Raw genomic sequence first — 22,150 nt, forward strand, 5'->3', positions numbered from 1 at the left:
ATCACCCCCAAAGGGAGGCTGCAGCAGACAGCATCCCAGCCTCTACGATGGGCTGATGCTTCGCTCTATCGACTATTCCGGGTTGATCTATCCCGTGAACCCGCACGATGTCGCAGAGTTCAAGCGCAACCGCCGGGATCTCTTCGGGTATTCGCAAGTGCAGCTCATGGGCAAAGTTGTGCTCGTCGGCGTTGCCGTAGTGGTGTTCATATTCGTCGCCGGCGGGCCACTCATCGCAATTGCGACCCATAACTTTCGCACTGTAGCGGCCACAGGCAACATTGGTCCGTCCGTTCCTGCGCTGATCATCGGTGCTCTTGTCGTGTCGATTGCGGGAGGCGCGCTCTATTCGCTCGTGCGGGCGTGGCGCAAAAACGGCGGGCCATGGCAACGTTTTTATCGGATGAACACATTTGCCGAAGACAACGAACTGGTCTTTTCGCCCCGTGATCGAGTGATCGACTATCCGGGGCTGATTTTCGATGAAGGCGGAAACCGTTCCATGCGCAACCGCTTTCGAAGCGTGAGCGGTCGAACCCTCGATTACGGAAACTACCGCTACACCACCGGTTCGGGAAAGAACAAGCGAACTCATGACTGGGGATTCTTGGCGTTCGAACTCGACCGCGCTCTGCCCCACATGGTCCTCGATGCCACCGGCAATAACCAGCTTTTCGGCGTAAGCAATCTCCCGCAATCGTTCGCGAAAAATCAGATCCTGAAGCTCGAGGGTGACTTCAATTCGCACTTCACCCTCTATTGCCCGCGCGAGTACGAACGCGACGCCCTGTACATTTTCACGCCCGACCTGATGGCGCTGCTGATCGATAACGCGGGAGCGTACGACGTGGAAGTCGTCGACAAGTGGCTACTGGTGTACTCCCCGAAACCGTTTGACCTTGTTGACCCGGCGCAGCACCGCCGCCTCCTCGGCATCGCCGACACTGTCGGCACAAAAACGGTGCGGCAATCCCGTCGCTATGCCGATGAAAAAATCGGCGATTACAGCGTCAACCTAGTGGCTCCCCGCGGTCAACGCCTCAGGGCCGGTATCCCCGCAACCACGCTCGTAATGGTCGCGCTCTTCGCGGTGGTGTGGGGCATCCCCTTCGTACTGGGGATGTTCACCTAACGCTGCAGAGATCGTGTTCGGCCGGTGCGATCAGAGCGCTACGGTCGCCGCTCACCCGTGAGCGCGTGGCGTGCTTCGACGATTGCGCCGAGCAATACTGCCTCGTCGGCAATTGCGCCGATCCTGTCGCGGCCCGTAATGATGCGCTGACGCGCAAAAGCAAGCCGAGTGGCCTCTTGAATGTAAACCTTCATCGTGGCGCGCTTGTTGTGCTGCGCAGCCCAAGCAAGGGCGCGCCGACGGCCCTGGGAAGTCGCGAGCACCGGAACCTCATCCTGATTGAACCAGCCAGCGTTCGCGTACTCTGCGAGCCTTTCAAACGTCATCCGTTCTTCTTGGCGACGCAAATAGACGACGATGATGATCGCGATCACGAAGAGCGGAACTTGCACGATGGCGTAGTAGCCAAAGAAGTCGTTGACGAAGAAGAGGGCGCCGTTCCACAGTGCGTGCAGCGCAATCGCGAGCCCAAGCCCAGCAGCGAAGACTCCGACACTGCGGGCATTGCTTCGTGACCGCACGGCGAAGCCCAAAGCGATGCCAGTGCAGGCCGTAAACATAACGTGCGCGAACGGCGACATGAGGCCGCGAATGAGGAACAACTGCAGGATGCCCGTGCTGTTGTCTCCCACATTGAGGAGCTCGGAACCGAAGTACAGAATGTTCTCGGTAAAAGCGAAACCACCAGCGATCCACGCTCCATAGACGAGCCCATCAACCGGGCCATCGAAGTGGCGTCGTGCCACCCAGAAAATCACGAGGATGCCGAGGGCTTTGCCTGCTTCTTCCACGATGGGCGCCTGAATTGCCGCCGAGAAGAACGCGTAGCCGGGCCCTGGACCACCGAGCGAGTTGATCACGTTATCGATCTCGGCTCCCACAATGAGCGCAAGCAACACGGCAACGCCAGCGCCCCAGAGGAACGCAAAGACTACCGCGAGCCGCGGCTCAGGCTCCCAACGGTCGATCCACCGCACGGCAAAAAATACGACAGCAAGCGGGACTACGGCCAACACCCCGCCGATCGCGAAGGCGTCTGTTCCGATGCCCGAAATCACGTAGACAACAACAAAGAGGAGCACAAACGAGAGTGCGATGACTCCGAGAATTCCCAGAATCAGCAGCCCCGGGCCCCGGGGCTGAGGCACATGGGGCGGCAACTGGTGCCTCCGCGCCTCGTCGGCGATCTCGGCAGATGCCGCAGTGGGGTGAGGGGCTGATCGCCCCGACGATGCCGTGAAATCGGGAGTCGCAGAAGAAGAATGGCTCTCGGTCATGTCAACGAGACTAACGTGCAGGCTGCACCCCGCTGCGTCACTGCTACTCGGTTTCTTGCTGCTCGCGCAGAATGCTGAGCGCGCGAGTGACTCGATCGCCGAGCCCCGCAACACGCTTCTTGGACGAGCGCTCCGCATCCACAATCAGGCTCATTAGTTCACCGCGGTAGACGTCTTGCGTCGACCGCACCGATGCTCCCAACGCGAGAGATGCCTGCGCAGCGCTGACGCCAATGATGAAGCTTGCCACCAGGGCGATCACGGCGATGACGACGGCTGGGCCCTGCGACGAACCCTGCGACGTTTCAATGACGGCAGCGATCACGAGGCCGAGGGCAAGGACGGGGGCGATGAGTCGATACGGGGTGCGCACGCTCAGTTGCAGTGCCGCGCTGACCGTGCCGGCGCCCGTGTTCACGCGACCACGGGATGCGCCGTCAATTGCCGAGACACGTGCACGAAACTCGTCGACCTGGTCTTGATGGATGCGCAGCCCAGCAGACTCGATGAGTTCGTCGCGCACGAGACGGTAGCTATCCGCGGGCGGCCGAACGACCACGACGGCAATGATCGCCACAATCGTGACCGCAACAACCACCGTGCTGAGCGCGATAAGAATTGCGGCCGGTGCTTGTGCCGGTTCAGCAAAGAAAAGGCGCGTGCTCCAGTCGGCGGCAATGGTGAGCGCCACAATCCCCAGCCCGGCTGTCGGCACGATCCACGCCACCGGGTGCAAGCGCAACCGGGTTCGAACTCCACGCGCGAGGCGAAGGTCATCAAAGCGGGCTGTGGCGTAGTCAGCGAGTTGCGCCGAAAACGCAATGAGCCAGAGAGCTGCCAGAACGGTAAGGGCTGTCCACGAAGATTCCACGGTGCGACTGTAGCCGTTCACCGTCCCCTTCTGCACCGTCGTCGTGGAGCGTTGGGGAGAAACCCTGCCACAGTGATGTCTGATTTCCGCTGGTCAGGCACCACAGGCAGTGACAGAGTTAAGCCATGGTCTCCCCCACGCTCAGCTTCGACGAGCAGTACCGCGCCCTCTGCTCGCGGGATGCCCGCTTCGATGGCCAGTTCATTGCTGGCGTGCACTCCACGGGAATCTACTGTCGCCCCAGTTGCCCAGCCGTTGCGCCTCAACCACGCAACGTGCGTTTCTACCGCACCGCCGCCGCCGCGCACGAAGCGGGCCTTCGCGCCTGCAAACGCTGCCAACCGGATGCGGTTCCTGGCTCCCCCGAATGGAACCTCAACGACGATCTCGCCTCGCGCGCCATGCGGCTCATCGCCGATGGCGTTGTTGAACGCGACGGCGTCGAGGGCCTCTCAACTCGCCTCGGCTACACCAGCCGCCACCTCACCCGCGTGCTCTCTGCCGAGCTCGGAGCCGGCCCGCTTGCTCTGGCCCGCGCACACCGCGCGCAGGCCGCCCGCACCCTGCTCGCCGCGACAGAGCTCAGTATTTCTGACGTTGCCTTTGCTGCTGGCTTCTCCAGCATCCGTCAGTTCAACGACACCATTCAGGCTGTGTACGAAACCACGCCGAGCCAACTACGCGCCCTCGCCAGACGCGGAGCAGCAGCGCACCCGCACGCTGCCCACGAACGCCCTTCTTCTCTCACGCTGCGCTTGCCCACCCGCGCGCCGTTCGACGGTGCAGGACTCATGACGTTCTTCGCGAATCACGCAGTAGCCGGCATCGAGACCGCCACCGACACCAGCCTTGAGCGCGCCATCCGGCTCCCCGGCGGCATAGCTCGGGTTCGTCTAGAGCTCGCAGACCAGGGCATCATCTGCACGGCCCAATTAGCCACAATTTCGGATGTCGCCCCGCTCGTCGCTCGAGTGCGTCGTCTCTTCGACCTCGACGCCGACTCGCTCGCGATCGATCACGCGCTGGGCAGCGATCCGGCGCTGGCTGGGTCCGTGGCGCGCGTTCCCGGAATGCGGCTCCCCGGCAGCGTCGACACCGAAGAGACTCTCTTCCGAACGCTCATCGGCCAGCAGATTTCCGTTGCTGCCGCCCGCACGGTGCACGCCCGCGTCGTGGAGCAACTGGGCAGCGACGGGCTGTTCCCCTCCGCAGCCGTGCTGGCCGCATCCGGAGCCGAGGTTGTGCGGGGCCCGGCCACCCGCATACGAAGCATCCTCGGGGTCGCCGAAGCCATCGCCTCGGGTGATCTCGATCTTGATGTCTCGACCCCTGTCGACGAATTCACAGCAAAACTTGTCGCGATGCCCGGAATTGGTCCGTGGACGGCCGGCTACATGGCCATGCGTGTGCTCGGAAACTCCGACATCATGCTCAGCAGCGACCTCGTGATTCGCCAAGGTGCTGGGGAGTTGGGGCTTCCTGACACAGCGAAAGCTCTCACCGAGTACTCCAGCCGGTGGGCACCGTGGCGAAGCTACGCCAGCATGCATCTGTGGCGATCACGGCCAGCACAGGTGGAGCGAAAGGCTACGTCACCGTAGGCTGGAGTCATGAACGCCAGACTCTTCATCCTCGGTTTCGGTATCGCTGTCGGATACGTTGTTGGCGCCCGCGCTGGCCGCGAACGTTACGACCAAATGAAGGGCAAAGCCACCCAGGTGTGGGAGAGCCCGCGAGTGTCGAGCGCGCGCACTTCGGTCGAAGAATATGCCCGCACTCAGGCTCCGATCGTGCGCGATAAAGCAACCGCCGTGGCCAAAGCGACCCCCGGCTTCGTGAGCGAGAAGGCGAAAGATGTCGCCGAGAACACTCGGGAGTTTGCCGAGCACACACGCGACACCGCCAAAGACCTCGCAGAGAATGCGAAGAAGTCGGCCAAAGAGCTGGCGGAGAACGCGAAAGAGTCGGCCAAAGAGCTCGCCGAAAACGCGAAAGAATCCGCCAAGAGCCTCGCCGATCGCGCTTCCAGCACCGCGCGCGGTGCCGTCGGTCGCGTCACGGAAACGGCCGACGACGTTCGCGAGAACGCCAATAAAGAATTAGCAGAGCTTCGCGAACGCGGCGAAGAAGCCATCGACCGCGCTTTCATCACCGCGGGTAAGGCTCGAGATGAAGCACTCGCGCCCCTCGATGACGAAGACGACGAGGATTACGACGAAACGGCCGCCCAGAAGTAGCGCCATCTGCACCACGCTTCGCTATCGCCAACGCGCGACCTGAGCACACAAAGACGCCCCAGCTTCTCTCGAGAAGCTGGGGCGTCTTTCTGCTGTACCGGGTGGCTATTTTTCTTCCAACCAGGGCAGCGAGATCGCTGCTGTCATCGGTGAAGTTCCGCTGAGTCGCTCAGGCGTGAGGACGCGCTTGACGTCTTCTTCCTTCATGAGCCCCGACGAGACGACAAGCTGCGCGATCGACGCGTTTGTCGTGAGCGCAGTGTGGGCAAGATTCGCTGCCGCCGCGTAGCCGATGTACGGGGTCAACGCCGTCACGACACCGACACTCGTCTCGACCTGAGCGGCAAGTCGTTCTTCATTGGCTGTGATGCCATCAATGCAGTTTTCCCGCAGCGTGCGGCAGGCGTTGGTCATCCACATCACCGACTGGAGGATTGAGTGAGCGATCACGGGCTCGAAGGCGTTGAGCTGCAATTGGCCAGCCTCCGCGGCCGCCGTGACCGTGGCATCCGCCCCAATAACGCTGAAGGCAACCTGGTTGACGACTTCGGGGATGACCGGGTTGACCTTGCCGGGCATGATCGACGACCCTGCCTGCTTCGCGGGCAAGTTAATTTCGCCGAAGCCAGCCTGCGGTCCGCTCGAGAGCAATCGAAGGTCGTTACAGATCTTGGAAAGCTTGACAGCAGAGCGCTTGAGAACGCTGCTGAGGGTCATGAAGATTCCGACGTCGCTGGTCGCCTCGATGAGGTCGAACGCGGTCTTCATCTCGATGCCCGTCGCCTCGGTGAGGTGACGACGAACGGCCTCGGCGTAGCGGGAATCGGCCGTGATACCGGTGCCGATCGCGGTAGCGCCCATGTTGATCTCGCTCATGAACGGCAGCACCTCAGTGAGACGCGCGTAGTCCTCTTCGAGCGTGTGCGAGAAGCCCGTGAACTCTTGCCCAAGAGTCATCGGCACAGCGTCTTGCATTTGCGTGCGACCGATTTTGAGGATGTTGACGAACTCACGCCCCTTGGCGCCGAACGATTCCGAGAGCAACTCGTGCTCCACGAGCAGTCGGCGCACACCGAAGACCATCGCGAGCTTGATCGCCGTGGGGTACACGTCGTTCGTGCTCTGGCTGCGGTTGACGTCATCGATGGGATGCAGGAACGAGTATTCGCCCTTGCCGTGTCCCAAAATTTCCAGAGCCCGGTTCGCGATCACTTCGTTCGCGTTCATGTTGGTCGACGTGCCGGCGCCGCCCTGGATTACTCCGACGCAGAATTCTGCGTGCAGTGCGCCATCAAGGATCTCTTGGCAGGCCTGATCGATAGCGTGCGCCTTGCGTGATTCGAGAACGCCGAGTTCGGCGTTAGCGCGCGCTGCTGCCTGCTTGATGTGGGCGAGCGCGCGGACAAGATCGGGGTAAACGGAGATAGCGCGACGCGTGATCGGAAAGTTCTGCATCGCGCGTAGCGTGTGCACTCCCCAATACGCATCAACAGGGACCTCAAGCGAGCCGAGTGAATCGGATTCGATACGGGTTGCGGTGTTCTGCACAGAGGTGTTGCTCAACTCTTTTTCTCATCTCCATTGATTTTTGGCGCGACGCACAAGCGTTGTGATCACGCCTCAAGTGTACGCTCGCGCAGAGTCGCGCCGGAGGAAAGAGCGGTGGCCAGAAAGCCATTTCTTAACGCGGTGCTACTCCTTGATAGCGTCGCGCAAGAGTGCCGAAAGAGCCTGCAATTGAATGTTCGCTTCGGCGACAACAGCCTCATCAGAACCGTCGAGTGCGCGGGCGGCAAGACCGGCCTTGCTGTCGATCAGTTCGGCGATGCGAGCATCGATCGTGTGGGCAGCGATGATGCGCCAAGCCGTGACAGGAAGCTCCTGACCGATGCGGTGCACGCGGTCGATTGCCTGAGTCTGCTCGGCGTTGGTCCAGCTCAATTCGGCAAGCACGACGTTGGATGCTGCCTGCAGGTTGAGGCCGACGCCAGCGGCGGTGAGCGATGCAACCACGATCGCGACATCCGGATCATTGGCAAAGGAGTCAATGGCATTCTGACGCGCCTTGGCGCTCTGATCGCCACGGATAGAAACAGCCTTGAGGCCGACCTTCGCAAAGTGAGCCTCGGCGGTATCCATGACGTCAATGTGCTTGGCGAAGAAAACAACCTTGCCCACCGAGCGAGCGAGCTGGGCCGTGTAGTCGGCGGCCAGTGTTGCCTTGGCCTGACCGATGCGGCGCACCATCGTGAAGACGTTCTCGCCGGTGGTTGCACTCTTCGACTCTTCGAGTTCGGCGTGGGCAACAACGCGAATGAGGTCTTCGATAGCAACGTCGGGCTTGAGTTTGCGCACCCGAGTGAAACGGTCGACAAGACGAGCGGTGAGGGCTTGCTCGGCAGCACGAATCGAGCGACCGAGGTCGTTGTCGAGTTCGACGGGGATGTCAGCGATACGGCGAGCAGGGATGTCCGCGGCAACGTCGACCTTCTTGCGACGCACGATACCCATATCGATAACGGCGCGGCGCGCTTCGGAAAAGAAGCCAGGGTCGGCCGGGGTGAGATCGGTGTCTTCGAGCTTCGACATGAGCGGCGCGAGCGGCTTGGCGCCGTCGATCCAGCCGAGAAACTGCCAGATGGCTCGGAAGTCTTCAATCGAGTTGATCAGCGGGGTTCCCGTGAGCGCCATGAGCAACGCCTTCGGGTACGTCGCACGAATATTCTGCGACAGGTTCAAAACGTGCTTGGAGCGTTCAGATTTGAGGTTCTTAATGAAATGGGCTTCGTCGACGACCATGCCCTTGAAGCCAAAACGACCGAGCCAACCGACGTGGCGGTCAAGAACTTCGTAGTTGACGATGACAACGTCGCTGAAGGCATCAACCGTGTCGCCATCACCGTGAACGACTGTCGCACTGCGACCAGGAGTCCAGAGTTCCACTTCGCGTTCCCAGTTGGTTTTCACCACGTTGGGCACGACGACAAGCAAGGGGTAGGAGTTGGAAGCTTCCGCCGCCATGAGCGCCTGCGCGGTCTTGCCAAGTCCTGGTTCATCGGCGAGCAAGAAGGTGCGATGCCCCTGCTTGACGACCTCGACGAAACGCGCTTGGTGACGCATAAGTTCAAGATTTCCGCGCGTGCGCAGAGACTCGGCTTCTGGAAGCTCCATCGAGGCAGCTCCACCACCGGAGCCGTGCTCGAAAGCACGGAAGAGTGGATCGATGAGTTCCCAGTTGGCGAGCCGGTTGTTGTGTTCCTGCTGAGGAGCAATCGCGCTGAAATCGGGAGCTAAGAATGGATTCGCCATCTGCATTTGACGAACGGATGCCGGCACGACCTGCTTCTCGATCTGCTTGTCGACGGGCTTCGGCTCTTCGGTGATGATCAGTTCATCGGGGCTCAACTCGACACCAGCGTCGAGGAGGAGGTCACGGCGCAACGCCTTCGCTGCGGGAGTGATCGGCGCCGACTCCCCCAACATCGACAGCAGGCTTGTGTCTCGAGCGGCAGTCTTCGCGAGAATGCCCGCGAGGCCATCGAGGCGCTTTTGTTCGTTCGCGCGCTCAGAGTCCGTGAGGGTGGCATCTGTCTTCACCCGAGCACGCTCTTCGCGCAGCAGCAGTGCCGCCACTTGGAAGCGAGCCCGGTTGGCGGGCTTGAGCGGCCCCTTCTGCACGGCGGTTTCGACCTCACGGGCGGCACGGGCCAACACGGGGATCACGCCGGTGTCGTCACCGGGACGAGCACGACGACGCTGGGCACCGCCCGCTTGACGCTGACCCGAATTTTTGGGTCGTTTGTTGCGCTGTGCGGAATCGGACTTTGACGAGGTGGTCAATTATTCTCCTGGCGCTAGGCGAGCGGCTCAGTCGCGGGTACGAGGACTCATAGCCGTTGAACGAATAGACGTTGCCACGATAGGGACTTCAATTGAGTGACAACATCCACTCAAGTGAGCCAGACCCAACTGCGATGCGATTGGTGGTCTCAAGGGATGCGTGAATCAGTCTACGCAGAAAATCGCCAGAGTGCGCTATCCGCGCGAATTAACCTCGACTTGTGGAGTCGGTGACGCGTGCCCCAACGCCGACAGCGATGAACACGAGCGCTGCGGTGTAGTGCAGTCCTTGGAAGAGTTGGATGTCGGCAATCTCGATCGGGAAGATCGGATTCCACAGAATGGCAACCGGAATGAGGCCGATGGCCCACCACCACTGGCGCACCTGCCAGACGAGGACAACGCTGATGAGAGCGAGGATGCTCACCACGTAGCGCACGACCGTGAAGATCTCGGTTCCGACCACGCCGGCGCCAACCAACAACACGAGCACAGCAAGGATTGCGGCGGGTAGTGCCACGCGTCGGGGGCGATTCGGATACGTTGCACTCACTCGTTCGAATATACCCGTCTGAGCGTGGCCAGCTGCGCAGCGTGGCGCGCTAAACCCCGCCGCCGCCACCGCCACCGCCACCGCCGCCGGACGAACCGCCGCCGCCTGACCCTCCGCTTGAGCTACTCGAGGAACTGCCGGAGTACGAGCTGGCTACCGCGGTAGAAAAGCTCGAGATGCTCGACGCAAAGATGACAGCGTTGAAGCCACCGCTGCCGCGGTACCAGTCGGGCGAGCTATCGGCGTAGTAGCGGCTGAGCTCGGTCGACCATTCCTTCTCAAGCCCAAACAGAACCGCGTACGGCAGGAGCTTCTCGTACACCTTGAGGACGTCGGTGTTGCCTGTTGCTTCATTTCGCTCGCGCAAAGCGCCCTCGGGGCTTTGCAACATCCGCAAACGGTCGGCCTCTGCCAGGCGGATATAGAGCTTGAGCCCCTCCAGATGATCGCGCAGCTCGGCCCCGTGAGGGGTGAGCGGTGAACGCGCAAGAAGCGCCAGCGTGATCACGGCAGCAATGATGGCTGTCACAATGACCACGAAAGGCACCGCGGCGCCGTAGGAGCCCGAGATCAAGCTAATGCCGAAGAAGATGGCCAGAATGACCGCGACAACAGCGACGAGTAACGGCAGAAAATTGCGGCCGTGAACCTTGCGACGGTAGCCAGCATCCGCGAGACCGGAACGTTCCGCCATAATCAGCTTGTAGAGCTTCTGGCTGAGCTTGGCATCCGTTTTCTTCATATCCCGGATGGCGCCGTGTTGAAGCGACTGACCGAACAGGGCGCGCAAGATATCGAGCTGGTGCCCCGTCACCCCGGTGGGGTCGGTCAGTTCGAGGCGGTACGTGGTGCGAGATGAAAAGAATCCGCTCGATTCTTCTTCGAGGATGCGCAGCTTGCCCCGCACCGCAAAGTCCAGAATCTGCGCGGCAATTGCCTTGTCGCTTTTCTTGATCACGAGGGCAGCGGTCACGACAGGGATGTCGCGGGGCGGTGCATACTCGGCGATGATCGTGGGGCGCCCAACAGCATCCGCGAGAGTGGTGCGACGAAGTCGGATAGCCCAGATAAGCGCTCCGATCGCCCCGATGAGTCCGAGCGGCTGAACGAATCCTGCCGCCGAACCAAAGTACGAGCTATCGCGCGCTACGAAAGTGTCGGGAACGAATCCGAACGCCACAGTCACGTTCTGGCCGGGCCCTACGAGGTCTCGAGTGGCGACGAAGGTGTCGGCGTCGAGCGTGGCGATTTCGCACTTCTCGGTGGAGCCGTCCGCACCCCAATAGCAATCGGGTTCGACGCTCAACGCCTCACTGAGCCCTTCGCCCATATGAATAGTGGCCGTGACCGAGCCGAACGGTTGATTCCAGCCGGTTCCGTTGGTGTCCCAGTAGAACTCGTCGGCGTTGGTGTCGGCGGCAAACCGCGTTACGTTCGAGCGGGTGTACGTGAAGACATACGTTTGCGGCCCCTCTACGAACGATCCGGAAGCACTCGTTACCAGCGTGAAGTCGCCGTCGTCTTCCACGTCGAAATCACGCGGCTCTCCCGCTTCATCCGTCACAGCAATGTTCTGAATATCGACAGGGTCACCCTTATAGAAATTGGGGATCGCCCGACGCATTCCGCGGTTTTGGTCGGGCGGAAAGTTGGCGACGAAGGTCTCAACCGTGAGCAGCGTCGAGTGACCTTCTGCGTCGCGATCAAGAAAGAAATCCGCGTCATAACTGTCGAACACAAAATCATCGAGGCCCGCGTGAATAACGCTGGTGACAGCGGTGCCGGTGTTACCGAGGGCGACCGGATGCTCGGCTGCCGTCGCCGCGAGAGGTGCTGTGCCGAGCGCCAGCACGACCGCTAGCGCCCCCACGAGCCGCGCGCCGCGCCGCACGCTCAACCGTGCTCGGGTGCGTCGCTGCGCTCTGATCGTCATGGCGTCTCCGTTTCCATCACCCTCGCGGGAAAACACGCACCGCCCAGCGCTCGCTAGAGTCGAGGTATGAAGAGTGCTTTGGCTGTCGAACATCTGCAGGAACTTGTTCGAATTCCCACCATTTCGCGGGAGGATGCCTCCACTACTGAATGGCAAGAGTTCGATCGTTTCGTCCAGACGCTGCGCAAACTGTATCCACTGTGCCACAGCCGGCTCGAGCGTGAAACGGTGCTGGACCATTCCCTGATTTTCCGTTGGCGTGGTCGCGCATCAACTGAGCCCGCCGTGCTCATGGGGCACTACGACGTCGTGGCAGCGACCGACGAGGGCTGGAAACGGCCGCCGTTCGCTGCCGAACTCAGCGGTAAAGACGATGAACAACTGATCTGGGGTCGAGGCACGCTCGACGACAAAGGTTCTGTAGTCGCCATCCTTGAGGCAGTCGAGGCGCAGCTCGAGGCTGGTCTTGTTCCTGCCCAAGACATCTACTTGTGCTTCGGCCATGATGAAGAGACTCACGGCTCCGGGGCGTCAGCGATTGTTGATCTCTTGGAAAGCCGTGGCGTCAGCCCCACCTTCGTGCTCGACGAGGGCGGCGCCATTGTCGATGATGTTTTTGAGCAGGTTGACTCCCCCATGGCGGTCGTTGGTGTTGCTGAGAAAGGCACGGCCGCTCTTCGCCTGACGGTCGACCAGTCGGGCGGTCACGCTTCCACCCCACCCCAGTTTCCCGCCGCGGTTCGTCTCGCTCAGGCCATCGTGCGCTTGAACTCTCGGCCATTCCCGTCTCGACTGACTCCCACGGGCGCCGACCTCCTGCGTCTGCTCGGCGAGCACGCTGGCGGAGTAACCGGCTACTTGCTGCGCAACGTGTCGTGGACCAAAACCCTGCTGCTGCCGATTCTCGTGCGCAAAAGCGATGAACTCGCCGCCATGATGCGCACAACGCAAGCGGTCACGATTCTGGAGGGCGGTCACGCCGTCAACGCCATGCCGGAACGGGTCAGCGCGATAATCAATGTGCGCATTGCTGTGAACTCGAGCCTCGAAGAAACGGTCAAGCATGTCACGCGCGCGATCAACGACAAGCGCGTTCGAGTGACGGTCGACTCCCCCGGCGAACCATCGCCGGTTTCAGCCACCACCGGCCTGGCGTGGGAACTGCTGCGCTCAACGATCGAAAAGAGCTTCCCCGGAACTCTCGTGACCCCCTATGTGCAAAATGGCGCTACGGACAGCCGCCACTTCACTCGCATCAGCACCGGCGTCTACCGCTTCACGCCGTTCGCGATGGCACGAGAGGTGCGCGACACTCTGCACGCGCGCAATGAGCGGATGCTCGTCAGCAGTTACCTCGACGGCATTGCGTTCTATCGAGCCCTCATCGCTTCGCTCTAGACGAGTCGGTCACGACTGCGTTATCCCGCTGCTGCGCGACGAGGCGCTAGCGGGAGGGTATTTGCGTCCGAGACTTCTTTCGCGATCCACGTGCCGAGCTCTGCCGGACGATCGGTGACGATTCCGTCAACGCCGAGGGCGACGGCATCCGACCACGTATCTGAATCGTTGAGGGTGTATATCAAGATGCCGAGACCCGCATCATGCACGACTTGCACGAGATTCGGGTCGCGAGTGATGGCTTTCTTGCTCGTGACGAGTGCCACGGCGCCCGACGCGGCCGCGAGTTCAGCCGGATCGCCCACGATGTCACGAACGATAAGCATCCCGGGCAATTCGGGGCTCACCCGCTGCACGGCCTGCAGCGTCATGATGTCGAAGCTCCCGATGATCACGTGGTTGTTCACGCCATTGCGGGCAATCAGATCGGCGACGAGCGCGACCTGATCGTCGGTCCACGAGCCTTTGAGTTCCAGAATCGCGTTCTTTGTTGACCAGCGGAGCACTCCCAGAAACTGCTCAAGCGTGGGCACGGTGGCTCCGGCGAATTCCTCGCCGAACCACGAGCCAGCATCGAGGGCAGAAAGCTCCTCGTAGGTGTATTGCCACACCGGCCCAGTGCCGTCTGTTGTGCGATCAACGGTCCAGTCGTGCATGAGCACGGGAACGCCATCGGCCGTCAGCTGCACATCAGTTTCGACATAGTCGGCCGCGCTATCAAGCGCGAGACTCAAGGCCTCGATCGTGTTCTCGGGAGCAACCGTCTTGTCGCCGCGATGACCGGCGATGAACGCGGCCTCCCCCGGCGCCTTGAGCGAGGTGAAAACTCCCGCCGCATGCACGCGGGCGACGTTAGCGTTCAGTACGAGAGCGAGCGTGATTGCCGTGACAATCGTGGCCGCTAGCGCAGCTCTCCGCGCTCGAAGATGGTGTTTCGGGTGTGCCAGGTGATGCGATGTCGCCATTGACTCGCCGTCCTTGTGTCGGGTTGCCGCACGTTCACGGTGACCCCACTATAGCGAGCCTGTTACCAATCCGTTACCTTTTGGGCGGATTAGTTAAGGCGTGTCTCAATCGCTGCCCGGTGCGGAATCGACGGCACAGCACCGTGGTTCTCCACCGAAATGGATGCCGCAGCCCCGGCAAAGCGCAACGCATCATCCATCATCATTCCCTCGACAACGCCCGCGGCGAAAGCACCACAGAACGTGTCGCCAGCGCCGGTAGCGTCTACGGCCGTGACACGGTGAGCAGGAACGACGACCGGCTCCGAACCGACGCGGTGAAGAGCAGCACCCTTCGAACCCAACGTGACGATGACAGTCGAGACGAGGCTCAAGAGGCGTTCGCCCACTCCCTCAAGGTCAGCGGACAGGCCGTTATCGCGCGCGAGCTCAGCAGCCTCGTGCTCGTTGACGATCAGGATGTCGAGGTTGTCGAGGAGTTCTTTGGGCAATGGCTGAATCGGCGCCGCGTTCAGAATCACCTGCGTGCCAACGGCGTGCGCAATACGCGCTGACTCGATCACGGTAGCCAGCGGGATCTCCAGCTGCATCATGAGAGCGGATGCTGTGCTGATCGCGGCGGAGTCTTCGCTCGTCAGGTTAGCGACGTCGTTATTGGCGCCGGCCTCAACGATGATCGTGTTCTCACCCGTGGGATCGACGGCGATGAGCGCGGTTCCGGTTGGCTTGTCTGTGGTCTTCAGGTGCGACACATCGATGGAGTCAGCCGCGAGACCGTCACGCACCATTTCTCCGAAACCATCGTTTCCGACGGCACCGATAAACGTGGTGGCTACTCCCGCGCGCGCTGCCGCAACCGCTTGGTTTTGGCCCTTGCCGCCTAGAGCAGTGTTCAGCCCCTGAGACATGACGGTCTCCCCCGGAGAGGGAATCCGTTCCACTCGAAAGACCTGATCAATGTTTGCGCTACCGACGACGACGATTCCTGACATTAGTCAAAAGTAGCGCATTCCCGGCGCGAACGGCGCACTTTATTCGGCAGCGTCAGCTTCGGCGGCTGCCACAATCCGATTCACCATGCCACTAAAGATCACGCCATGGAACGGCAGAATTGCGGCCCAATAGAGCCGGCCGCCCAAACCACTCGGAAAGAACACGGCACGCTGGCGATACACGGCACCGTCAGCGCCGCGATCCTCCACCGTCAGTTCAAGCCACGCTCGCCCAGGGAGCTTCATCTCGGCACGCAAGCGCAAACTGTGCCCGCGGTCGATGCTTTCCACTCGCCAAAAGTCGAGGGCATCGCCTGTATTTAACGTGCTCGGATGGCGACGACCACGTCGTAGTCCGACCCCGCCAACGAGCTTGTCGAGCCAGCCGCGCAGAGCCCAGGCCAGCGGGAAGGAATACCACCCGTTCTCGCCACCGATTCCCTCGACGACGCCCCACAGGGCCTCCGCCGAAGCCGGAGTTTCACGTTCCCGAAGATCGGTAAAGACCGTGTGCCCCGTCCACTCCGGGTCGCTAGGAATCGGATCGCTCGGCGCACCAACAACGGTGGCGTCCTGCCAGCTCGTCTCTACCTCGCCGTCGCCCATCTTTACCAGAGCCAAGCGCACCGAAGCGCGGTACCCCGTGAGGCCGCCCTCGGGCTCAGGAATGAAATCGGACACCGACGTGTCGCGCACGACACAGTCGAACTGAAGCGACTCAATAATCGGCACAGCGAGCAAGCGCGGGATGGGCGTCACTAAGTTGACCCACTGCGAGGCCAGCCACGGGGTCAGCACCGGCAATGACGCGATGGGGCGCTGGTGAAGGCCAGCCTCAAGGGCGTAGCCATTCATCATCTGGCCGTAACGCAACACATCCGGGCCACCAATGTCGAAGCTGCGATTGAGATCTGCCGGCAATTCGAGGGCCGAAACGAGGTAGTAGAGCACGTCGCGCACCGCGATCGGCTGAATGAAGTTGCGCACCCACTTGGGTGCCGGCATGTAGGGCAGCACCTCGGTGAGGTGACGGATCATCTCGAAGGATGCCGACCCGGAACCGATGACGACTCCCGCATTGAACGCAATCGTGGGCACACCAGATTCCAGCAGGATGTTGCCGACCTCGGCACGACTGCGCAAATGGCGGCTCAGCTCAGCGATATCCCCCGCGGGGTGCAACCCACCGAGGTACACAATGCGTGAGACACCGGCCTTCTTGGCTGCCTTCGCCACATTGTTTGCGGAGAGCTTCTCGGTCTTTTCGAAGTCGCCGGCAGCGCCCATGGCGTGCACCAAGTAATAGAGCGCATCGATATCGACCATGGCGTCCGTGAGTGAACTCGCGTCGGTGAGATCACCAACGACGACGTCAACATCGTCACGCCAGGGAACGTCGTGCAGCTTGCGGGGGTTGCGCACCAGAACGCGCACCGTGTGGCCTGCTTCGATCAGCCGAGGTACGAGTCGGCCACCCAAATATCCTGTTGCTCCAGTTACAAGAACGCGCATGCGGCAACCCTAGGCAGCGCGACTGGGAAGCAGCGCACAAACGCCTAGATACTCGCCGTAGGTTCTTCTATTGGCGGGCGCGACGCGCTACAGGCCGTCGTGACTTCAGACGACGCCACACCACAAACCAGAAGCCTCCGCCAACCGCAAGCAGGGTGAAGAAGATGGTCCACGAAATCCACGTGTAGTCCGGTTGAGTGCCATAGACGCTGGCCTGCAATTCGGCTTGAGTCAACGTGGGGGCTGCGTCGGCATCAATTTCGCCGATCGTGCCGTCAGCTGACGACCCCGACGACGAGTTCGACCCCGCCCCAGAATCCCCGGCGTCGGTTGCTGTCGGCGTGGGTGTGGGTGACGCGGAAGACGTCGCCGTTTCGCTCGACTCCTCAGAAGGCTCGGGAGCCGGTGCGGGAGCTGCGGAGGCGGCATCCGGTCCAGTGTGGCCGGGATAGGTCGCGAAAACCTGCACTCCCCACGTTGTGCCACCGCTCGTATAGAACGCGATACCGATGTCAGTGAACGCGCCCAAGATGTTCTCGCGGTGGCCCTGCGACGACATCCAGCCGTCATGCATGGCCTGCGCGGTGCGATACCCCTGCGCCACGTTCTCGCCGGCGGAACGCCAACCAGTCGGGATCTGATCCGAATAGTTGGGGTTGTGCGACATGTTGTTGCTCGCCGCCATCTTCTTGGCCCACGCCAACGCAACCGCGTCCATCTCCGCATTGCGGATGAGGCCGAGCTGACCGTCATCCCAGCGAGCTTGGTTCACAAGTCCGTGAATAGTGTCTGCCTCGGCGGCCGAGGCAGAACTTGCGGCACCGAGGGGAACAAGGAACATCGCCAAGAGAAGCGCAAAAAATGCGCTGGCGATACGAGACGGAGTGTGGCGTGAAAAAATCATTACTCAGCAAGTATCCGTAGATACGCGCGCCGGGCAACCCCCACGCCACACTTCTCGGCTAAATCAGAGACTTCGTGTGCCAGACCGTCTTCGTTTCGGTCCACTGAACGATGCGCTCGACGGACGGTGCGGGAACTCCCACGACCGGCCCCAGGACGCGCTTGAGCGTGTCGGCAGCCGCGATTTGAAGGTCAACCCACTCGAGCTGTTCTGCTCCGGCGAGGTCGAGACCATTGACATCCGCGTGGCTCGCAAGCCACGGCGCGATCTCGGCCGGTGACCCCGTGAGGATGTTGACGACGCCACCGGGAACGTCGCTCGTCGCGAGAACCTCAGAGAGGCTGATCGCGCTGAGCGGGGCGTTCTGGTGAGCAACCACGACAACCGTGTTTCCGCTGACGAGAGCCGGAGCAATGACGCTCACGAGACCCAACAACGACGACGAATCCTGCGGAGCCACAATGGCGATAACGCCACTCGGCTCAGGAGTGGAGAGGTTGAAGTACGGGCCCGAAACGGGGTTTCCGTTACCGGCAACCTGCACGTACTTGTCTGCCCAGCCCGCATACCAAACCCACGCATCAATTGCCGTATCGAGCTGTGCGGTCGCTGCCGACTTCGAGAGCGACTCCGTTGCCATGAGTTCGTCGATGAACTGCTCGCGACGACCCTCCAACAGTTCTGCAATGCGGTACAGCACCTGGCCGCGGTTGTAGCCCGTGGCCCCCGACCAACCGCTGAAGGCTGCGCGGGCGGCGACTACGGCATCCCGAGCGTCCTTGCGGCTTGCCAAAGCTGCGTTCGCGAGGAAGGCACCCTTTTTAGTGGCGACTTCGTAGGTGCGACCGCTTTCGCTGCGCGGAAACTTGCCACCGATGTAGAGCTTGTAGGTCTTAGGAACCGTGAGACGGGTCATTTCTTGCCACCTTTCGTGACGGCGGGCGCGGCCCATCCAGCGGATTCTAGGTAGGAGGCCAGTCCGTGACGGCCACCCTCGCGGCCGTAGCCACTCTCCTTGTAGCCACCGAATGGCGACGCAGGATCGAAACGGTTGAACGTGTTAGCCCAGATAACGCCAGCACGCAGCTTGTCAGCCACAGCAAGGACTCGTGAGCCCTTCTCGCTCCAGATGCCCGCAGACAGGCCGTAGGGCGTGTTGTTGGCCTTAGCGATAGCTTCTGCTGGGGTGCGGAACGTGAGAACACTCAGCACCGGCCCGAAGACTTCTTCGCGAGCGATGCGACTCGAGGTCGACACGTTCGTGAAGATGGTGGGCGCGAACCAGAAACCGTTTTCGGGAATCGGGCAGTCGGCGGTCCATCGTTCTGAACCTTCCGCTTCACCGATATCGCTGAGTTCACGGATGCGGTCGAGCTGAGCCTTCGAGTTGATCGCACCGATGTCGGTGTTCTTGTCGAGCGGGTCACCCATGCGCAGCGTGGACAGTCGCGCCTTGAGACGATCGACGACCTCGTCGTGCACGTTCTCTTGAACCAGCAGTCGCGAACCTGCACAGCAGACGTGACCCTGGTTGAAGAAGATGCCGTTGACGATTCCCTCAATGGCTTGGTCCATGGGGGCGTCGTCGAAGACGATGTTCGCCGCCTTACCACCGAGCTCGAGCGTGACCTTCTTGCCCGTGCCCGCGACCGATTTCGCGATTGCACGGCCAACACCGGTTGAGCCGGTGAAGGCAACCTTGTTGACGTCGGGGTGATTGACGAGCGCGTGGCCCGTGTCGCCAGCGCCGGTGACGATGTTGACGACACCCTTGGGCAAGTCAGCCTGCTGCAGGATTTCGGCGAAGATCATCGCGCTCAACGGGGTGGTCTCCGCTGGCTTGATCACGACGGTGTTTCCTGCCGCGAGCGCCGGAGCGATCTTCCACGCGAGCATGAGCAGCGGAAAGTTCCACGGGATTACCTGAGCGGCAACACCGAGCGACTGCGGGTTGGGGCCGAGACCGGCGTAGTCCAGCTTGTCGGCCCAACCGGCGTAGTAGAAGAACCAGGCAGCAACGAGAGGCACGTCAACGTCGCGGCTCTCCTTGATCGGCTTTCCGTTGTCGAGGCTCTCGGCAACAGCAAGCTCACGGGCCCGCTCCTGTACGAGGCGCGCAATGCGGAAGAGGTACTTGCCGCGGTCTGCGCCCGACAGCTTCGACCACGTGCGGTCGTAGGCCTTGCGGGCTGCAGCGACGGCGACATCCACATCGGCGCTGTTGGCGTTGGAGATCGAGGCGATCTCCTTTTCGGTTGCCGGTGAGATCGTGCTGAACGCGTCGCCGCGGCCATCCACAAATTCACCATCAATGAAGAGACCGTAGTGCTTCTTCAAGTGCAGAACCGAAGTCGATTCGGGGGCGGGGGCGTAGTCGAGAAAACTCGGGACCTTCGCGCTCAGTGCTTTGTCGTTCTCTGTCATGGTGTGCCTTAGTCAATCGTGACGTAGTCGGGGCCGGAGTAGTGGCCGGTGGTGAGCTTCTGACGCTGCATGAGAACGTCATTGAGAAGACTGGATGCTCCGAAACGGAACAGGTGCGGCTGAAGCCATTCCTCGCCCACCGTTTCAGCGACCGTGACGAGGTACTTGATGGCATCCTTCGAGCTGCGGATGCCGCCAGCCGGCTTCACCCCGATCTTTTCGCCGGTGAGCAAGTGCCAGTCGCGCACAACCTCAAGCATGAGGAGGGTGACGGGCAAAGTCGCTGCTGGCGCGACCTTTCCGGTTGACGTCTTGATGAAGTCTCCCCCGGCCAGAATTGCCAGCCAGGATGCGCGGCGAACGTTGTCGTAGGTGTTGAGCTCGCCGGTCTCCAAAATCACCTTGAGGTGAGCGTAGGTGCCGTTTTCGCGGCGGCAGGCTTCTTTGACAGCAACGATCTGATCGAAGACGACACCGTACTTGCCGGAGAGGAAGGCGCCACGGTCGATGACCATGTCGATTTCGTCTGCGCCGTTAGCGACGGCTTCTTTGGTGTCCATGATCTTGATCGGCAACGACGAGCGTCCGCTCGGGAACGCGGTGGCGACGGCAGCAACGTTGATTCCGTTGTCTGAACCGTTTGACCACGATGACCCGAGGGCTTCGGCCGCGTAAGGAACCATGTCGCCATACACGCAGACAGCAGCGACCTGAGGGGTCGAGGCATCCGAAGCATCCGGCAACACAGCCTTGGCCGCGAGTGAGCGAACCTTGCCAGGGGTGTCTGCGCCCTCAAGCGTGGTGAGGTCGATGAGCTTGATGATGGTGTCGAGAGCCCAGGCCTTTGACGTGGTTTTGATCGAGCGGGTGCCGAGCGCTGCGGCACGCTGCTCAAGACCGACCGCGTCGACGCCCGGGAGCCCCTCAAGGTGAAGCTTGAGAGATTTCTCGGTCAGGTCTGCTCCGATGAGATTGACCGCGCGCTCAGCAGGAGCGAGCGCGATGGCCGATTCGATTGTCATGTTGTTTCCTCCAGAAGGGCGTGAGCGGTGGCCTCATCGGTGACGATGACGGAACACAGCCCACTCGTAACGACGGCGCGCGCGACGTCATGTTTAGCGTCGCCAGCGACGACAAAAATTGCGTGCTCAGCGGCACGGAGCTCATCAAGGCCGATACCGACGGTTCGTTCGTCGAGTGCCGAATCGACAATCTCGCCTGCGCTATCGATATAGCGGCCGACAACGTCGCCAACCGCTCCCTTAGCCACGAGCTCGTCAACATCGCTCTCAGTGAGGTAGCCGCTATCGACGTGCACGGAACTAGCCCCAGCAACACCAGCGCTATAGAGATACGCGGATGCCGAAGCACCCAGCGCGCGCACACTCGCCACCGTGCGGTCACGTTCAATCGCACGCTTCGTTTCGACCTGCTCAAGAATCGCGGGGATCGGCAGCAGCGTTGCTTGACCGTGTCCCTTTTGCGCAATGGTCACTGCGGTCTGAGCGGCGGTTCCCTGCTTGCTGTTGAGGCTCACTCCGCCGTTGATCTGTACTACTTGCACACCGATGGTCCAGCCGTCAGCGAGCAAACGAGCGACCTCGTCAAGGGTGCGGCCCCAGCTCACGCCGAGAGTGCGAGGAATGGGGCGCACAGCAGCGAGGTAGTCAGCCGCAGCCTGAGCCACGCGAGGGCTCACTTCTTCGTCTTCGGCGGGAAGCGGAACAACAACCGCATCTTTGAGGCCAAAGCGGTCTCGCAACTGACGTTCGATATCCAGCCGGCGGGCTCGGGGGTGCACGATCTCAATACGAACAATTCCGGCTTCGCGAGCGCGAGTGAGTAGGCGGCCCACTTTCCAGCGGGTTATTCCGAGGAGGGCGCCGACTTCGTCTTGCGTCTTGTTCTCTTCGTAATAGAGCTCGGCGACGCGCACGGCCAAGAGTTCGGTTGATTCATCCACTGCTGCCTCCTGCTTCAACGATAGAGTCACGGACACCGAGCTGCAACATATGCGGGGCCACTTGCTCAGATGAGCAGCAAGTGGCCGACGCGAGTGCGCACACGAGCAGCAAACACCCCCAAGCTGAACACCACACGAACGTCCACAGG

The 22,150-nt window shown here is 61.4% G+C and carries 18 protein-coding genes; 4 read left to right on the top strand and 14 right to left on the bottom strand.

The window, feature by feature from the left end; all coding sequences use genetic code 11:
• Nucleotides 1-55 precede the first annotated feature (55 nt).
• Entirely contained in the window at nt 56-1,132 is a 1,077-nt protein-coding gene (locus I6E51_RS13325) for a hypothetical protein (RefSeq protein WP_197110624.1), read from the top strand.
• A 38-nt stretch (nt 1,133-1,170) separates the two neighbouring features.
• Here I6E51_RS13325 and I6E51_RS13330 read toward each other — a convergent pair whose 3' ends face one another.
• Both I6E51_RS13330 and I6E51_RS13335 read right to left on the bottom strand, forming a co-directional pair.
• Nucleotides 1,171-2,409 carry a PrsW family intramembrane metalloprotease gene (locus I6E51_RS13330; protein ID WP_197110625.1) on the bottom strand — a complete coding sequence of 413 codons (1,239 nt, stop codon included), beginning with the start codon at nt 2,407-2,409 and terminating at the stop codon, nt 1,171-1,173.
• Nucleotides 2,410-2,452: 43 nt separating this feature from the next.
• A complete protein-coding gene (locus I6E51_RS13335) occupies nt 2,453-3,280 on the bottom strand; it encodes a hypothetical protein (protein WP_197110626.1) in 828 nt (275 codons plus the stop codon).
• Between the two features lie 125 nt (nt 3,281-3,405).
• Here I6E51_RS13335 and I6E51_RS13340 point away from each other — a divergent pair, with 125 nt between their 5' ends.
• Both I6E51_RS13340 and I6E51_RS13345 read left to right on the top strand, forming a co-directional pair.
• Nucleotides 3,406-4,881: an AlkA N-terminal domain-containing protein gene (locus tag I6E51_RS13340; RefSeq protein WP_197110627.1), complete on the top strand. Its 1,476-nt coding sequence runs from the start codon at nt 3,406-3,408 to the stop codon at nt 4,879-4,881.
• A gap of 9 nt (nt 4,882-4,890) precedes the next feature.
• Nucleotides 4,891-5,517, top strand: coding sequence for a protoporphyrinogen oxidase (locus I6E51_RS13345; protein WP_197110628.1), 627 nt, complete (start codon nt 4,891-4,893; stop codon nt 5,515-5,517).
• Between the two features lie 105 nt (nt 5,518-5,622).
• Here the strand turns inward: I6E51_RS13345 and I6E51_RS13350 are convergent, their stop codons facing one another.
• The 4 genes from I6E51_RS13350 to I6E51_RS13365 all read right to left on the bottom strand — a co-directional run bounded on the left by I6E51_RS13350 (nt 5,623) and on the right by I6E51_RS13365 (nt 11,843).
• Complete coding sequence (locus I6E51_RS13350; RefSeq protein WP_197108818.1) at nt 5,623-7,080, bottom strand: aspartate ammonia-lyase; 1,458 nt, start codon at nt 7,078-7,080, stop codon at nt 5,623-5,625.
• A gap of 129 nt (nt 7,081-7,209) precedes the next feature.
• The gene (locus I6E51_RS13355) at nt 7,210-9,357 is read right to left on the bottom strand and encodes a DEAD/DEAH box helicase (protein ID WP_197108820.1); all 2,148 of its coding nucleotides are present in this window, start codon (nt 9,355-9,357) and stop codon (nt 7,210-7,212) included.
• A 208-nt stretch (nt 9,358-9,565) separates the two neighbouring features.
• Entirely contained in the window at nt 9,566-9,910 is a 345-nt protein-coding gene (locus tag I6E51_RS13360) for a DUF6804 family protein (RefSeq protein WP_307784005.1), read from the bottom strand.
• Nucleotides 9,911-9,959: 49 nt separating this feature from the next.
• A complete protein-coding gene (locus I6E51_RS13365; protein ID WP_197110629.1) occupies nt 9,960-11,843 on the bottom strand; it encodes a DUF2207 domain-containing protein in 1,884 nt (627 codons plus the stop codon).
• A 66-nt stretch (nt 11,844-11,909) separates the two neighbouring features.
• On the opposite strand from I6E51_RS13365, the gene I6E51_RS13370 reads away from it, so the two are divergent.
• Nucleotides 11,910-13,241 carry a M20/M25/M40 family metallo-hydrolase gene (locus tag I6E51_RS13370; protein WP_197110630.1) on the top strand — a complete coding sequence of 444 codons (1,332 nt, stop codon included), beginning with the start codon at nt 11,910-11,912 and terminating at the stop codon, nt 13,239-13,241.
• Between the two features lie 20 nt (nt 13,242-13,261).
• On the opposite strand, the gene I6E51_RS13375 is transcribed toward I6E51_RS13370, so the two are convergent.
• The 8 genes from I6E51_RS13375 to I6E51_RS13410 form a co-directional block, all read right to left on the bottom strand.
• Entirely contained in the window at nt 13,262-14,206 is a 945-nt protein-coding gene (locus I6E51_RS13375) for a glycerophosphodiester phosphodiesterase family protein (RefSeq protein WP_197110631.1), read from the bottom strand.
• An 89-nt stretch (nt 14,207-14,295) separates the two neighbouring features.
• Nucleotides 14,296-15,198 (bottom strand): ribokinase, encoded by a 903-nt coding sequence (locus I6E51_RS13380; RefSeq protein ID WP_197110632.1) that lies wholly within the window; start codon nt 15,196-15,198, stop codon nt 14,296-14,298.
• 39 nt (nt 15,199-15,237) lie between these two features.
• Nucleotides 15,238-16,710 carry an SDR family oxidoreductase gene (locus tag I6E51_RS13385; protein WP_197110633.1) on the bottom strand — a complete coding sequence of 491 codons (1,473 nt, stop codon included), beginning with the start codon at nt 16,708-16,710 and terminating at the stop codon, nt 15,238-15,240.
• Nucleotides 16,711-16,777: 67 nt separating this feature from the next.
• Nucleotides 16,778-17,614, bottom strand: coding sequence for a CAP domain-containing protein (locus I6E51_RS13390; RefSeq protein ID WP_197108832.1), 837 nt, complete (start codon nt 17,612-17,614; stop codon nt 16,778-16,780).
• Between the two features lie 58 nt (nt 17,615-17,672).
• On the bottom strand, nt 17,673-18,530 hold the full coding sequence (locus tag I6E51_RS13395) for an aldehyde dehydrogenase family protein (RefSeq protein WP_197108834.1): 858 nt from the start codon (nt 18,528-18,530) through the stop codon (nt 17,673-17,675).
• A complete protein-coding gene (locus I6E51_RS13400; RefSeq protein WP_197108836.1) occupies nt 18,527-20,038 on the bottom strand; it encodes an aldehyde dehydrogenase family protein in 1,512 nt (503 codons plus the stop codon). The genes I6E51_RS13395 and I6E51_RS13400 overlap by 4 nt, the downstream gene beginning before the upstream one ends.
• 8 nt (nt 20,039-20,046) lie before the next feature.
• Entirely contained in the window at nt 20,047-21,060 is a 1,014-nt protein-coding gene (deoC, locus tag I6E51_RS13405) for a deoxyribose-phosphate aldolase (protein ID WP_197108838.1), read from the bottom strand.
• Entirely contained in the window at nt 21,057-22,001 is a 945-nt protein-coding gene (locus I6E51_RS13410) for a sugar-binding transcriptional regulator (RefSeq protein ID WP_197110634.1), read from the bottom strand. The genes deoC and I6E51_RS13410 overlap by 4 nt, the downstream gene beginning before the upstream one ends.
• Nucleotides 22,002-22,150 lie beyond the last annotated feature (149 nt).

This window comes from Salinibacterium sp. NSLL17 (genome assembly GCF_015864935.1).
GTDB lineage: Bacteria > Actinomycetota > Actinomycetes > Actinomycetales > Microbacteriaceae > Rhodoglobus.